Here is a 14,154-nt window from a genome sequence, read left to right on the forward strand (position 1 = left end):
CACCTTTTTCCACTCACTTTCACCCCGCCAGATTTTTCACCAACACCTTGGATTTACGGGCATGGTTGTACGCTTCGCGCTTCAACGGCGGCAGGTCTTCTAGGCTTGCCGGGCGGAAGCCGCGCTCGACGAACCAGTGGGCCGTGTGGGTGGTGAGCACGAACATGTCGGACAGCCCGCGCTGGCGTGCCCGGCGTTCCTGGGCCTCTACCAGCCGTTCGCCGCGTTCGCCGCCCCGGTAGTTGCCATGAACGGCGACACAGGCCAGCTCGCCCACGGTGGTGTCGGGGAAGACGTGGAGCGCCGCGCAGCCGATCACCATGCCGTCCCGTTCGATCACCATGTAATCGTCGATCTCGTGTTCGAGTCGTTCGCGGGAGCGCGCCACCAGCATGCCGCGCCGCTCTAACGGCTCCAGCAGCTCCAGCAGGCCCGCTACGTCGTTCAGAGTGGCGGGGCGCAGCTGCTCGTAGCGGTGCTGGGTAATCATGGTGCCCACGCCGTCACGGGTGAACAGCTCGCCCAGCAGCGCGTCGTGATTGCGCCACGAGAGCAGGTGCGTGCGTGCGACGCCTTCGCGGGCGGCGGTGCAGGCAGCACTTAAATGCCGCGCCAATTCGCTGCCCGGCACAGCATGCTGCAGGCGTGGCTCGGCTTCAAAGGGAGACAGCTGGCGCAATAGCGCGCCCTGCTCGTCCTCCAAGCCGTCGGACTCGCCCAGCAAAATGAGCTTATCGGCTTTGAGCGCCACGGCGGCGTGTTGGGCGACCTCCGAGGCGTCTAAATCGAACACTTCACCCGTACTGGAAAACCCCAGTGGCGGCAGCAGCACTAGCGAGCCCTTCTCCAGCAGCCCCTCGATGGCGCTGGCGCGCACCCGGCGCACTTCGCCGCTGTGGTCAAAATCCACCCCTTCGCGCACGCCCAGCGGCTTGGCGGTGACCAGGTTGCCGGAAATCACGCTGAGTTCTACGCCGTGCAGCGGCGTGCTGGGCAAGCCAAGAGAAAGCCGCGCTTCCAACCATAGCCGCTGGTGCGCCGCGACCTGCTCGACGTGGGCCATCACGGCGCGATCCGCGACCCAGCGGCCATCCACTCGGGTGGGTTCGACACCGGCGGCCGTCAGCGCTTCATGCACCTGTGGGCGAATGCCGAACACCACGACCAAGCGGACCCCCAAGGTGTGTAGCAGCGCCAAGTCCTGAATGAGCTGCTCCCCTCGGCCAGAGGCCATGGCTTCGCCTTCGATCAGGATGACAAAGGTTCGCCCCCGGTGCGCATTGATGTACGGGGAAGCGTTACGAAACCAATCTACAAAGGGGAAACGAGTGTCCAAGGGCCGCTCTCCGGCAGCAGGTGAATGAAGATGTCGCTATTTACTTTAACAGAGCACCAAAAACAGCGGCACCTTCCGTTGCAAAGATCTTATGCAAAGACCGTTTGCGAGAAGGTGCCGCTGGGGAGGTGCCCGTTAGCCTTGGCCAACCGGGCACGATGACATCCGGTGATTAACCAAACATGCCTTTGAACATGAAGAAGAACAGAATGGCCAAGCCAGCCCCGGCGGGCAGCGTGATGAGCCAGGACATGGCGATGGTGCCAATCACGCGCAGGTTCAGCGCCGCCATCCCCCGCGCCAGCCCTACGCCCAGCACCGCGCCTACCAGGGTGTGCGTGGTCGAGATCGGCAGGCCGGTGCCCGAGGCCAGTACCACCGTGGTTGCCGCCGCCAGCGTGGCCGCGAAACCACGGCTCGGCGTGAGTTCGGTGATGCCGGTGCCAACCGTCGCGATGACTTTATGACCGTAAGTCACCAAGCCCACGACGATACCGCCGCCGCCCAGTACCAGGACCCACCAGGGCACCAGCGCCGACGCTTCGATTTCGCCGCCGGTTTGCACCACGCTGATCACTGCCGCCAGCGGGCCCACCGCGTTGGCCACGTCGTTAGACCCGTGCGCAAACGCCATGGCGCAGGCGGTGAAGATCATCAGCACGCCGAACACGCGCTCTACGTTGGCGTAACCAAAATGGTCGTTGGCGCTCTTTTCGAACTTGATGCGGCGCTGCATCAGCATCCCGATGCCCATGATCACCAGACCCAGCAGGATCGAGAGCAATAGGCTCTGGTTGAAGGTGAGGTCGAGCCCCACGTGGGAGAGGCCCTTGGTCAACGTCACCATGGCGACGATGAAACCGACCAGGAACACATAGCCCGGCACATAGCGCTTGGCGGCGGTGAACGGGTTGTCGTTCTCGAAAATCAGGTGATGGACCGATTTGAACAGCACGAAACCGATGGTACCGGCGAGCAGCGGGGACACGACCCAGCTTGCGGCAATCTTGGTCACCGCGCTCCAATCCACGGTAGACGCGCCCAAGCCCGCCACCGCGAAGCCCACGATCGCCCCGACGATGGAGTGCGTGGTGGATACGGGCCAGCCTTTCATGGAAGCGACCAGCAGCCAGGTACCGGCAGCCAGCAGCGCAGCCAACATACCGTATACCAGTAGCTGCGGGTCTTCTTGAAGCAGTTCGGGGTCGATGATGCCTTTACGGATGGTGTTGGTGACTTCGCCACCCGCCAGCCAAGCACCCAAGAATTCAAAAATGACGGCAATTAGGATCGCCTGTTTGATGGTGATCGCTTTCGACCCCACCGAGGTTCCCATGGCGTTGGCGACATCGTTGGCACCCACGCCCCACGCCATGAAGAAGCCGAACAAACAGGCCAGAATGATAAAAATGTCACCGTGCTGGGCAATAATCTGCATGAGGTTCCCTTAGCGTGCGGTCAAAATCTGCAGGCGGCTGCCCACGCGTTCTGCGCGGTCAGAAACTTCACCGACCCACTCGATGATCTTGTAAAGGAAGATCACATCCACCGGCGGTAGCTGGCTCTCTAACTCGAAAAGTTGACGACGAATCGCCACCTGCTGGCTGTCGGCCTGGTGTTCGAGGGTGTGCAGTTCGCGGATCATGTTCTGCATGACATCGGAAACGTTGCGACCAAAACCGGATTCCAGCAGGTCTTTCAACTCTTCCAGCGCTTGGCGCGCTTGGGCCACGCAGGCCACACTGGTGCGCATGTAGTCGCGCATCGGCTCGGCCAGTTCGTTGGGCACGCGCATTTTGCGGCCCAGCATGATGCCGGTAATGTCGCGCACTTTGTTGGCGATTTTGTCCTGCACGCTGATCAAATCGAGCAGGTCGGAGCGCGAGACGGGTAGGAACATGGTGTTCGGCAGGTTCAGCCGCAGCTCTGTCTTCAGGGTGTCGGCATCGTGCTCTAAGCGCGTGACGTTCTCGCGCAGTTCCGCTGCCGTGTCCCAATCACCGGCCAACGTTGCCTCGAAGAACGGCAGCAGTTGGTCGGCACATTCATTGGCCTTGACGATGTGGGCCAGCAACGGCTGGAATGGCGAGCGGCCAAACATCGCGGAAAAAGGGTTGGAGGTTACCATATAGCCTTTAGCCTGTTTTCGGGGAGCCTGGAAATGGCGGGCGCCAGTATAAAGAGTGCGTCCGCCGCCGTCATGAAAAGTTCATAATGTCATCAAAAATTAACCAAAATGTCACAATATTGAGGTGGCGATTGTCATGAAAGAGTCAACTAACGCGCCAGCGCCCACCGAGGTGGAACTCAAACTGGCACTGCCGCCCAGCCAGCTGTCAGCGCTGTTACACCACCCCGTTCTTGCGGCCACGCCGCCGGTTCAGCAGCGGCTTGCCAACACCTACTTCGACACCCCGGCGGGCGATCTTGCCGCCGCGCGGGTGGCCGTGCGCCTGCGCAACATCGACCAGCAGGTGCTGCAAACCGTCAAAACGGCGGGCCAGGGCGGCGGCGGGCTCTCTAGCCGCGAGGAGTGGGAGTGGCCTGTACCGACCGCCGACCTAGACCAAGCGGCACTGGCCAAGCTGCCGCCGTTTCAAGGCGCGCTGGGCGAGTGCATCGCGGCGCTGCGCCCCACATTGAGCACCGATTTCACACGCCGTAGCTGGCCATTGGTATGGCAAGGCAGCCATATCGAGCTGGTGCTGGATGAAGGGGAGATCGTCTGCGGTCGCGCGCGTGCGCCCATTTGCGAGGTGGAGCTGGAGCTGAAAGCGGGCGACCCTGCGGCGCTGTGGACGCTCGCCGTCGAGCTGGCCAGCGACGTACCGCTGCGCCCTTCCGATACCAGCAAGGCGGCGCGTGGCAACGCCCTTGGGCGCCAGCAGTGGCCACTACCCGCCGCAACGCGCCCTGCCGAATGGCTACACCGCGCCACTGTCGCGCTGGATGCCTACCACGACAGCCAAGACGCGGCGCACCTCAGCGCCGCACAGCAGGCCTTGGATGCGCTGGCCCAGCATCCGCAGCTCGATGGCGCAGCACGAAGCGAGGCCGCCACGCTGCCGAGCGCGCTGAATAGCCAGGGCATGCCATCCACGGCGTATGGCGTGGCTGCGTTAAATCTGGCCCGTCGCTTGGCTCACGAAACCGCGCTACGCTAACGACACTGCACGATTGATTAAGCCTACTTCAGGATGACGCGATGAGCTTTCCACTCACTCCCGGTGCCGACGGACTTCGCACCCGGCTGTTCCACCTTATCTTCGAATCCGATACGCCGGGGGCAAAGGCGTTCGACATTGCGCTGATCGTCGCCATTCTGCTGAGCGTGACGGTGATTTTGCTGGGCAGCATCGAGATCTATGCCGAGCGTTACGGGCATATCTTCTTCTACATCGAGTGGGCATTCACGCTGCTGTTTAGCCTGGAGCTGCTGGTGCGCCTCTACTGCCTGGAGCGCCCCACGGTCTACCTCAAGAGCTTTTACGGTATCGTCGATGTCGTGGCGATCATCCCTACCTGGCTGGTGCTACTGGTGCCGGGGGCGCATGGGCTGGTGATCGTGCGAATTCTGCGCGTGCTGCGCATCTTCCGCATTTTGCGGCTGATGGAGTTCGTGGGGGAAGGCAGGCTACTGCTGGATGCGCTCAAGCGCAGCCTGCGCCAAATTCTGCTCTTTTTCAGCAGCATTCTCATGGTCGTCACGCTGTTTGCCGCGTTGATGTACACCATCGAATCGCCGGAAGCGGGCTTTACCAGCATTCCCATGTCGATGTACTGGGCCATCGTGAGCATGACCACCGTGGGCTATGGCGATATCGTGCCGGCCACGTCGCTGGGCAAGGCGATTACCGTCATTCTGATGCTGATTGGTTACTCGATCATCGCCGTACCCACCGGGGTGTTTTCTGCCCAGGTGATTCGCTCGATTCGTGAAGACCGGTATTCGGAAGAGGCCTGCCCCGGGTGTGGCCATGACCGCCATGAAAAGCGCGCCCGCTACTGTCTGCGCTGCGGCACCTGGCTGGATGAAAATAGCGAAGACCCGCGCAAGAAAGCGCAGAAAAAGGATGACGATCCCGACGAGGAAGCCCCGAGCGATTCGTAGCGCTCTGGCAAGACGACGGGGGCGCTAAGCGCCCCCGTCGTGTAGACGCGTTTGCATGTCAATCTTGAAACGGCGTAATGTCGCCACGCCCTTCCCGCACGATTTTCGGCGGCAGTTCACGCAGGTCGATCACGCTGGTGGGATCGAGGTGGCAAGCGCCGCCGTCGATGATCAGGTCTAAGTGAGCACCAAAACGGTCGCAAATCTCTTCGGGGTCGCTCATCGGCAGCGCTTCACCCACGGGAATGAGCGTCACGCTCATCAGCGGTTCACCCAGCGCTTCGAGCAGCGCATGGGTAATCCGGTGGTCGGGCACCCGCACGCCGATGGAGCGACGTTTGGGGTGCAGCAGCAGGCGCGGCACCTCGGTAGTGGCATCCAGAATGTAGGTGTAGGGGCCGGGCGTGTGGGCCTTCAGCAGCCGGAATACGGCGTTATCCACTTTGGCGTAGGTGCCAATTTCCGAGAGATCCGAACACACCAGGGTGAAGTTGTGCTTGTCATCCAGCGAGCGCAGCCATTTGATCTTCTCGATGGCCTTTTTCTCGCCTAGATGGCAACCCAGCGCATAGCCCGAGTCCGTGGGGTACGCCACCACGCCGCCTTTACGAATGATCTCGGTGGCTTGGTCGATCAGCCGCTTTTGCGGGTTTTCCGGATGTATTTGAAAATATTGGCTCATCAATGACTCCTGGTCAGCATGGGGATGTCTTTCAGCGTAGCTGATCCCGCCGCTTAGCACCCGCGGGCGAGCATGCCGCTGGGGGCGTCACGCAGGTGCGCCAAGCGGGGGTGTTGCCAAATCGGCGGCGCGGCGGTGCGGGGCACCGGGCTCATACTGCCAGGGGCCGCGTGGCTACCGGGAAAGTGAAAATCGCTGCCCAGTGAGGCGTACAGCGACCGCTCGACCAGTTGGCGCGCCAGGTCGCGGGTGGTATCGGGGTTTTGCTGTCCACTCACCAGCTCCACGCCTTGGCCACCGGCCTCCATAAAGGCATCCATCAACAGTCCGCGCTTGCGCCGAGTGAGCCCGTAGCGCAGCGGATGGGCCAGTACGGCCACCCCACCAGAAGCGACGACCCACCCGACCGCTTCGCTGATCTCCGGCCAGTGGGCTTTGACATCGCCCTTCTTGCCGCTGCCCAAGTAGCGCTTGAACGCGCCAGCCCAGTCGGCCACCACGCCCTCCGCCACGAGCGCTCGGGCAAAATCGGGCCGCCCTAGCGGGCGGTCGCTGCCTGCCTGGGCGCGGGCTTTTTCCAGGGCGTTGGGGAGGCCCATTTTTTCCAGCCGCTCGGCGATCACGTCGGCGCGTTTGATGCGCGCGTCTCGCTGGCGTTCGAGCCCGTCGATCAACGGCCCTTGCAGGCCACCCGGCACCAGCGCGACCACGTGGATGTTGATGCCCTGCCAGCGAGTGGATAACTCGCACCCTGGCACTAGGCAGAGCCCTGCCTGCTGGGCAGCGTGGCTCGCTTCTTCCACGCCGTCCATGGTGTCGTGGTCCGTCAGCGCCATATGGGTCAAACCGCGTTCAGCGCACAAGGCCACCAGTTCAGCAGGCGAAAGCGCTCCGTCAGAAGCAGTTGAGTGCATGTGCAGATCCACCGTGTAACGCTGGTCGGCATCGAAGGCGGTGGGCAGTACAGTCGCAAGAGCGTTAGGAAGTAGTGGCATTAGCATGACGCCGTGTGGCGAGTTTGTCAGAATAGGCGTGTACAACACGAACAAGCTCGCCATGGTGCGCGCTAACCGGGGTGCGGTCAATGTGTTGACCTGGGCGACAGCGTCGCCACTGCCCCTGCCTTCAAGGAGTTATCCCCATGCTTTACGCCATTATCAGTGAAGACGTTGCCAACAGCTTAGAGCGCCGCTTGGCGGCTCGCCCTGACCATCTAGCGCGCCTCGAAGAGCTGCGCGATGAGGGGCGGCTCATTTTGGCAGGGCCGCACCCAGCCATCGATTCCGATAACCCCGGCGATGCGGGCTTCACCGGCAGCTTGGTGGTGGCGGAATTCGACAGTTTAGAGGACGCTCAGGCCTGGGCAGACGCCGATCCATACATCATCGCAGGGGTCTATGCCAAGGTAATTGTTAAGCCGTTCAAAAAAGTTTTGCCTTGACCCTTTGAGGCGAGTGTGGAGGGTCCGCCCGCTTTTTCACAGAGCCTGTGGAAAACTCTGTGAAAACCCGGCGGACGCTTTTCTATAAGCCAGAGATAGCGCCCCGATTAACAAATTGATCATTTTTTAACCAACCATTCATCACCCACGGATGCCCGCGTGACTCAACGCTCGACTCAAGCCCCACCCTTGCCACCGCTGGCGGCATTAAGCGCCCCGCAGCTCACCTGGAACGACACGTCACCCCACTCGGACGCCTTCGATGACGTCTATTTTTCCCGTGAGGATGGCCGTGCAGAAACCGAGCACGTGTTCTTGGGAGCGAACCGGCTGCCGGAGCGCTTTGCGGCATGGCAGGCATCGCGGGCGTTCGTGATCGGCGAAACGGGCTTTGGCACCGGGCTGAACATGCTATGCGCCTGGGCCTGTTTCGAGCAGCACGCTCCAGAGGGCGCGCGGCTGCATCTGTTATCCACAGAAAAATTTCCGTTGAGCCGGGAAGCGTTGACGCGTGCGCTCAGCGCCTGGCCCTCGTTGGCGAGTTATTCACAAGCGCTGTGCGCCCTTTGGCCCGACGCGGTCAGCGGTATTCACCGTTTACACTTAAGCGAACGTGTCACCCTCGACCTTCACTTTGGCGACACCACCGAACGACTCGATCTGCTGGACGGCCAGGTGGACGCTTGGTTTCTCGATGGCTTTGCGCCCTCGAAAAACCCGGACATGTGGCAACCGGCGCTCTTCGAGGCCATGGCCGCTCGGTCTCGCCCGGGGGCGACGTTCGCTACCTTTACCTGCGCGGGCATCGTCAAGCGCGGCCTGAAAGCGGCAGGCTTCCACTGGAAGAAAGTGCCGGGTTTTGGCCGTAAGCGAGAGATGCTGGCCGGTGGTATTGACACGCCCCCCTCGGATTCGCGGCGCAGTGTCACCCCCTGGTTCACGCCCCCCGCTCACCACGACTCACCCCATGTGGTGGTCATCGGGGCAGGCCTAGCGGGTAGCAGCGTGGCGGCGGCGCTGGCCAAGCGCGGTAAACGGGTGACGGTGATCGAGCGCGAAGCGCCAGGCGCGGGGGGGTCCGGCAATCGCCAGGGGGCGCTCTACGTGAAGCTGGCGGTGGATACCAACCTACAGAGCCGGTTCTATTTAGTGGGGCTTCTCTACAGCCAGCGACGGTTTGAACAACTGGCAGCGGCTCATCCACAGGAGCCGCCACTTTGGCGGTCGTGCGGGGTGGTGCAACTGGCACTCAGCGACAAAGAGGCCACGCGCCAACAGCGATTCATGGCCCATCACCCGCTGCCCGCCTCCATCGTCGCAGCACGCACCGACACGCTCAGCGAGCTGGCGGGCGTGGCGGTCTCGGCCTCCCAGGGGCTCTACTATCCACAAGCGGGATGGGCACAGCCAAAGCGACTCTGCGAGCAGTGGCTGCAACACGACCGCATCACCGTGCAGCAAGGCGAAGTCACCGGGCTGACGCAGACAGCGGGACATGCACCATCGTGGCAGGTCACGCTGGCCAACGGGGAGAGGCTACAGGCCGACCACGTGGTGATCGCCACGGCGTCGCTGGCGAACCGGTTTGCCCAAACCGCCGAGCTGCCGCTGCAGCAGGTACGGGGCCAGGTCAGCGAGCTAACGCTGCCAGAAGGCACCCAGACGCCGGATAAAGTGGTGTGCGCGGGAGGCTATGTGTCGCCGCCCATCGAGAACGTGCTGACCTTTGGTGCGAGCTTCGTTCCCAACGACGCGACGAGTCACGTCATCGACGAAGAGCACCAGCGCAATATCGACGAATTGCGCCAAGCGCTGCCAGCGTGGGTGGCCGCGCTTGAGGCCTCCGGCGTTGCGTTACGCCCTGAGGCGCTGGAAGGCCGGGCAGCGGTACGAGCCGCCAGCCCCGATAAAACCCCTTATGCGGGGCCAGTGCCCAACGCGGCGGCGTGGCAACGAGATTATGCCGTGCTGCGCAAAGATGCCTCGAAAGTGCCGTCTACCCCCGGTGAACACTACCCAGGGCTGTGGATATCCACCGCCCACGGCTCACGGGGGCTGGCGAGCGCACCGCTGTGTGCGGAAGTCATCGCATCGCGCCTTTGCGATGAGCCGCTGCCCATCGAGCAGCCGCTGGTGGACCATCTTCATCCAGGGCGCCGGCTGATCAGCGCGCTAGTGCGGGCTCAGTAATCGCCCTCTTCCTCGTCATCCGCCAACTCTCGCCCAAAGGAGCGCCATTGGGCGAGAGTCATTACTTCGGTCATCTCGAGCTCTAGGTCGTGGGCAATGATCAGCTCGTGACGGTCAAGCTGCTGCTTGAGCTCGGCGACCCAACCGCTCATCCCTTCTCCGGTATCGGTGGTGTCGTACCCTTGGCGGGTGACGAAGGCTTCCAGTAGCGCAGTGAGTGTTTCCGGCGGCAGCATGCGTGCCGGAACTTCGATAAAACGGCTCATTCGCTCTGCTCCCAGGCGGCTAAACGCTCGATGAACGTGGCTTCGTCGATCACCTCGACCCCCAACTGCTCGGCTTTAGTGAGCTTGCTGCCGGCGGCTTCACCCGCCACTAGGCAGGTGGTTTTTTTCGATACGCTGCCCGCTACTTTGGCCCCCAGGGCTTGCAGCCGCGCCTTGCCTTCGTCGCGGGTCATGCTGTCCATCGCCCCGGTCAGCACCCAGGTTTGGCCCTCCAGCGGCGTTGGGCCTTGCGTGACCTCTGCCTCTTGCCAGATCAAGCCTGCGTCGATCAACGCTTGCAGCGTTTCCAAGTTATGGGGCTGGCGGAAGAAGGTGTGGATATGCGCCGCCACGACGGGGCCCACGTCATTGACCGCCTCCAGCGCCGCCAGATCGGCATCTTGTAACGCTTGCAGCGTACCGAAGTGGTTGGCCACATTGGCCGCCGTGGCTTCGCCCACCTCACGGATACCCAGCGCGTAGATGAACCGCGCTAGCGTGGTCTGTTTGGCCTTTTCCAGCGCGTTGACCAAGTTAGTGGCGGACTTTTCGCCCATGCGCGGCAGGCTCTTCAACTGATCGACGCTGAGATGAAATAGATCGGCAGGGGTTTTCACCCACTCCTGATCCACTAACTGTTCAATCAGCTTCTCGCCCAGGCCGTCGATATCCAGCGCTTTCCGGCTGGCAAAGTGTTTTAGCGCCTCTTTGCGCTGGGCGGCGCAGTAAAGCCCTCCGGAGCAGCGGGCCACGGCTTCGCCCTCGATACGCTCGATGTCCGAACCGCACACGGGGCAGTGATCGGGGAAAGTAATCGCGCGGGCATCCGCCGGGCGCTTCTCCTCGTCCACGCGCACCACTTGGGGGATGACATCGCCCGCGCGGCGAATCGCTACCGTATCGCCTATCATCACGCCCAGGCGGGTAATCTCATCGGCGTTGTGCAACGTGGCGTTAGAAACCGTCACCCCCGCGACGGTAACCGGCGCCAGCCGGGCGACCGGCGTGATGGCCCCGGTGCGGCCGACCTGAAACTCCACATCGTTGAGGGTGGTGACTTCCTCCTGAGCGGGGAATTTGAACGCCACCGCCCAGCGCGGCGCGCGGGCAACGAAGCCCAGTTCCCGCTGGTGGCGCAGGTCGTTGACCTTGATCACCACGCCATCGATGTCATACCCGAGTTGGTCGCGCTTTTCACCGAGCTGTTCGCAGTAATCGGCCACCGCGTCCGGGCCGAACAGAGTCGTCAGTTCCGCGCTGGTGCGAAAGCCTAGAGTGGATAAACGGGCCATCAGCGCACTGTGGGTGGCATCGCCCAAGTCGGGCTCCAAGCGTGCTGCTTGGTAGGCGTGGAACTCCAACGGACGGGTCGCCGTAATGCGCGGGTCGAGCTGACGCAGGCTGCCAGCGGCGGCGTTGCGCGGGTTGGCAAAGACTTTGCTGCCCTCTTCTCTAGCGCGCTCATTGAGTGCTTCAAAGCCAGCGTGGCGCATAATCACTTCACCGCGCACTTCCAACAGCTCAGGCACGCTTTTAACCATGAGCTTAAGCGGCACCGAGCGCAGGGTACGCAGGTTGGAGGTAATGCCCTCCCCCGTACGGCCATCCCCACGGGTTGCACCGCTAACCAACACGCCCTGCTCATACACCAACGATACCGCTGCGCCATCCAATTTCGGCTCGCAGCTAAACTCGATCTCGCTGGCTTGGCACTCCAAACGCTCCGCGACGCGCTCGGCAAAGGCCGCTATGTCGTCACGGCTAAAGGCGTTATCCAACGACAGCATGGGAATGGCGTGGGCCACTTCGGGGAAACCTTCTGCCGGGGCGGCACCGACTCGCTGAGTGGGCGAATCCGGGGAAATCAGCTCGGGATGATCGCTCTCCAACTGCGTCAAGCGCTGCAGTTTACGGTCGTAGTCAGCGTCGGTTAACGTCGGCTCGTCCAGGACGTAATAGCGGTGATTGGCGTCATCGAGATCGGCACGCAGTTGGCTGATCTCTTCCAGCAAGGTGGGGTCAGGCTGACTCATTCAGAGATTCCGAAGACAGATAAACAGGCATTTAGTAACAAAAACACCCGCCTTCTGGAAGAAGGCGGGTGTCGGCGCAACGCAGCGATTAACGCGCCTGCAGTTGGCGGTGCAAACGGTGGCGACGTTCGAATTCGTGCACCCGCTGACGGGCAAACTCGATGGTTTGTGCCGTCATGACGCTGCGGTTTTCATCTTTCAACTCGCCGCCCATGTGGCGCACTACCACCATGGCGGTTTCGACCATGGCTTCAAAAGCCGCCGAGCTATCCATCGCGCCGGGTAGCGGCATCAGGAACGTGATGCCGGGGGTGACAAATTCGTCCATCTCTTCGATAGGGAACGTACCGGGCTTGAGCACGTTGACCATCGAGAACTGTAGCTCGCTGTCCGGGCTTTCCGTTTCGAAGCGGTGGAAAACGCCCATGGTGCGGCTATACCGTAGCCCACAGGCCATGATGAGTTCGAGCAGTTTGCCACCATCGAAGCCATCGGGATCGCGGGAGAGCACGCTGATGACGACCATTTCCTCGGCGCTGGCCAGCGTCTCTTTGGCGTGTTCGCCGTTCACATCGTGCCGCAGAGCCTTTTCCAAGGTCGGGTGGGCACGTACGACGCTGTCCTGCGCCGCGTAAGTCTCTTCATAGTCGTCATCGAAGCCTTGGTAGTGCTCTTCGTAGCGTCTCGCGCTGTCATCGTAGTCATCGAGCGCAGGCGCTGACGGCACCGCTTCACGTTTGGCAGCGGCGTCGTGAGCGGCGGCTTCGCGAGCCTGGGCTTTCTCTTGAGCGATACGCGCTTTTTCAGCGTCAGCGGCCTGTTTGGCCTCACGACGCTGCTCGGCTTCCAGTGCTTTGCGCTCAGCTTTTTGCTTGGCCAAGGCTTCGGCACGCTTGGCTTTTTCGGCCTTCTTGATGGCCTTCTCTTTGCGACGCTCGATGATACGGCGCTTGAACGAGCGCCCGATACCTTCGAAATCGACCAGACGATACTCATCGATGTCGTCGTCATCCAGTTCGCGGTCGCCAACGGTCTCTTCGCGCAGTTGGCGGCGTTTGGGAGCGTCGGACGCGTGCTTGGCAAACACGGCATCTTCAGGCTCGGCGCGCAGCACCGGTTCTGGGTCGAGGGTCGGTGTCGGCTCATCGGCAGCCGAGTCTTTAGAACGTGCGGGAGTTTCTTCTGTTACGGGCTCTGCTACGGGCGTTTCCGCCGTCGTCATGGGCGGCACGTCAGGCTGTGCAGGCGCAACGTCCTCGGTAGGCTTGGCAACGGGGGCGTCGTCTACGGCGCGCATCGTAGGCGCGGCAGCCGATGTCGTTTCCGGTTCGGGCGGCACAGAGGCCGACGCCGCAGTGGCAGACGGAGTCGGCTCAGCAGTGTTGGGCGGTTCGTGCTTGGCTGCCTGGGTATTGTCCGCGGCAAACAGGCTTGGCTCACGACGGGGTTCCGGCTTCGCCTCCTGCGTGGCTGCATGTCGTTCGGCAGATACACGGGCAGCGGGTTCGGTGTGCGCGGCTGGCGAAGAGGGCTTGGCAGCCGACTTGCCAAATGAGCGACGAAAATCCGACAGCACTTTGGACGGCCCAGGATGCTCTTGACGTTTGAGCTTGGGTTTTTGCCCCAGCCCACTGTAATCGGCGGGCTTGACCACCCGAGCACCGCCGTTTGGCAGCTCCCAATTGATCTCGGCTTCTTTCGCCTCGTCGTCTAACTCGTCTAGCTTCGCGGTCGGCAAATCCTTTACCGCTTGGTCTAGCCGGGGCACACGACGCTGACGCTGGAGCCTACGCACACCGTCGACAACGATTAGCGAAACCAGTGCCAGTCCTAGAATGATTAACCACTCTCTTAATTCCATGTCGAGCATTCCATGGGTCATCTAACCGGTTACTAGGGCACAGTGCGCGGCACTGCGCCAGAATATGGGAACCTTCTTATAAATCGATATTTAGCACCAAGCATAGCGCGGTTGCTACGAAAAGAGCCAATTTTTGCTGATTTTCACACGTTTGAGCCGCTAAGGGAGCTTTTTAGGCGAATTTTTCGACCTTATCAACCATCAAAAGTGCCCTTTCCGCGTTATTCCATCTCT

12 protein-coding genes are annotated in these 14,154 nt (G+C 61.8%); 4 read left to right on the plus strand and 8 right to left on the minus strand.

The genetic code is table 11. The features are described from left to right. Nucleotides 1-19 precede the first annotated feature (19 nt). From argA to QIT27_RS02465, 3 genes are all read right to left on the minus strand, one after another. A complete protein-coding gene (gene argA, locus QIT27_RS02455) occupies nucleotides 20-1,336 on the minus strand; it encodes an amino-acid N-acetyltransferase (RefSeq protein ID WP_285262797.1) in 1,317 nt (438 codons plus the stop codon). Nucleotides 1,337-1,508: 172 nt separating this feature from the next. Continuing rightward, a complete protein-coding gene (locus QIT27_RS02460) occupies nucleotides 1,509-2,774 on the minus strand; it encodes an inorganic phosphate transporter (RefSeq protein ID WP_159341269.1) in 1,266 nt (421 codons plus the stop codon). Nucleotides 2,775-2,783: 9 nt separating this feature from the next. Continuing rightward, complete coding sequence (locus tag QIT27_RS02465) at nucleotides 2,784-3,464, minus strand: TIGR00153 family protein (protein ID WP_159341268.1); 681 nt, start codon at nucleotides 3,462-3,464, stop codon at nucleotides 2,784-2,786. Nucleotides 3,465-3,600: 136 nt separating this feature from the next. Here QIT27_RS02465 and QIT27_RS02470 point away from each other — a divergent pair, with 136 nt between their 5' ends. Both QIT27_RS02470 and QIT27_RS02475 read left to right on the plus strand, forming a co-directional pair. Next, nucleotides 3,601-4,500, plus strand: a complete 900-nt coding sequence (locus QIT27_RS02470) for a CYTH domain-containing protein (RefSeq protein ID WP_285262798.1) — start codon at nucleotides 3,601-3,603, stop codon at nucleotides 4,498-4,500. A 41-nt stretch (nucleotides 4,501-4,541) separates the two neighbouring features. Beyond that, nucleotides 4,542-5,447, plus strand: coding sequence for an ion transporter (locus tag QIT27_RS02475; protein WP_285262799.1), 906 nt, complete (start codon nucleotides 4,542-4,544; stop codon nucleotides 5,445-5,447). Between the two features lie 58 nt (nucleotides 5,448-5,505). Here the strand turns inward: QIT27_RS02475 and QIT27_RS02480 are convergent, their stop codons facing one another. After that, complete coding sequence (locus tag QIT27_RS02480) at nucleotides 5,506-6,129, minus strand: L-threonylcarbamoyladenylate synthase (RefSeq protein WP_285262800.1); 624 nt, start codon at nucleotides 6,127-6,129, stop codon at nucleotides 5,506-5,508. 53 nt (nucleotides 6,130-6,182) lie between these two features. After that, nucleotides 6,183-7,124, minus strand: a complete 942-nt coding sequence (locus tag QIT27_RS02485) for a PHP domain-containing protein (protein WP_285262801.1) — start codon at nucleotides 7,122-7,124, stop codon at nucleotides 6,183-6,185. 146 nt (nucleotides 7,125-7,270) lie between these two features. On the opposite strand from QIT27_RS02485, the gene QIT27_RS02490 reads away from it, so the two are divergent. Beyond that, nucleotides 7,271-7,570: a YciI family protein gene (locus QIT27_RS02490; protein WP_159341263.1), complete on the plus strand. Its 300-nt coding sequence runs from the start codon at nucleotides 7,271-7,273 to the stop codon at nucleotides 7,568-7,570. 159 nt (nucleotides 7,571-7,729) lie between these two features. After that, entirely contained in the window at nucleotides 7,730-9,760 is a 2,031-nt protein-coding gene (gene mnmC / locus QIT27_RS02495) for a bifunctional tRNA (5-methylaminomethyl-2-thiouridine)(34)-methyltransferase MnmC2/FAD-dependent 5-carboxymethylaminomethyl-2-thiouridine(34) oxidoreductase MnmC1 (protein WP_285262802.1), read from the plus strand. On the opposite strand, the gene QIT27_RS02500 is transcribed toward mnmC, so the two are convergent. From QIT27_RS02500 to zipA, 3 genes are all read right to left on the minus strand, one after another. Beyond that, complete coding sequence (locus QIT27_RS02500; RefSeq protein ID WP_044629984.1) at nucleotides 9,754-10,026, minus strand: YheU family protein; 273 nt, start codon at nucleotides 10,024-10,026, stop codon at nucleotides 9,754-9,756. The two genes, mnmC and QIT27_RS02500, sit on opposite strands and share 7 nt — an antisense overlap. Next, a complete protein-coding gene (gene ligA / locus QIT27_RS02505; RefSeq protein ID WP_285262803.1) occupies nucleotides 10,023-12,059 on the minus strand; it encodes an NAD-dependent DNA ligase LigA in 2,037 nt (678 codons plus the stop codon). Before ligA ends, QIT27_RS02500 begins: the two co-directional genes overlap by 4 nt. An 88-nt stretch (nucleotides 12,060-12,147) precedes the next feature. Next, nucleotides 12,148-13,920, minus strand: coding sequence for a cell division protein ZipA (gene zipA, locus QIT27_RS02510; protein ID WP_285262804.1), 1,773 nt, complete (start codon nucleotides 13,918-13,920; stop codon nucleotides 12,148-12,150). Between the last annotated feature and the right edge of the window lie 234 nt (nucleotides 13,921-14,154).

The organism is Halomonas sp. LC1, from assembly GCF_030247125.1.
Lineage (GTDB): Bacteria > Pseudomonadota > Gammaproteobacteria > Pseudomonadales > Halomonadaceae > Vreelandella.

Excerpts from the sequence above, each read along its gene's own strand:
- QIT27_RS02490 (WP_159341263.1), top strand. The coding sequence starts at position 7,271 with ATGCTTTACGCCATTATCAGTGAAGACGTTGCCAACAGCTTAGAGCGC.
- QIT27_RS02465 (WP_159341268.1), bottom strand. The coding sequence starts at position 3,464 with ATGGTAACCTCCAACCCTTTTTCCGCGATGTTTGGCCGCTCGCCATTC.
- QIT27_RS02470 (WP_285262798.1), top strand. The coding sequence starts at position 3,601 with ATGAAAGAGTCAACTAACGCGCCAGCGCCCACCGAGGTGGAACTCAAA.
- QIT27_RS02460 (WP_159341269.1), bottom strand. The coding sequence starts at position 2,774 with ATGCAGATTATTGCCCAGCACGGTGACATTTTTATCATTCTGGCCTGT.
- zipA (WP_285262804.1), bottom strand. The coding sequence starts at position 13,920 with ATGGAATTAAGAGAGTGGTTAATCATTCTAGGACTGGCACTGGTTTCG.
- QIT27_RS02500 (WP_044629984.1), bottom strand. The coding sequence starts at position 10,026 with ATGAGCCGTTTTATCGAAGTTCCGGCACGCATGCTGCCGCCGGAAACA.
- QIT27_RS02485 (WP_285262801.1), bottom strand. The coding sequence starts at position 7,124 with ATGCCACTACTTCCTAACGCTCTTGCGACTGTACTGCCCACCGCCTTC.
- QIT27_RS02475 (WP_285262799.1), top strand. The coding sequence starts at position 4,542 with ATGAGCTTTCCACTCACTCCCGGTGCCGACGGACTTCGCACCCGGCTG.
- QIT27_RS02480 (WP_285262800.1), bottom strand. The coding sequence starts at position 6,129 with ATGAGCCAATATTTTCAAATACATCCGGAAAACCCGCAAAAGCGGCTG.
- ligA (WP_285262803.1), bottom strand. The coding sequence starts at position 12,059 with ATGAGTCAGCCTGACCCCACCTTGCTGGAAGAGATCAGCCAACTGCGT.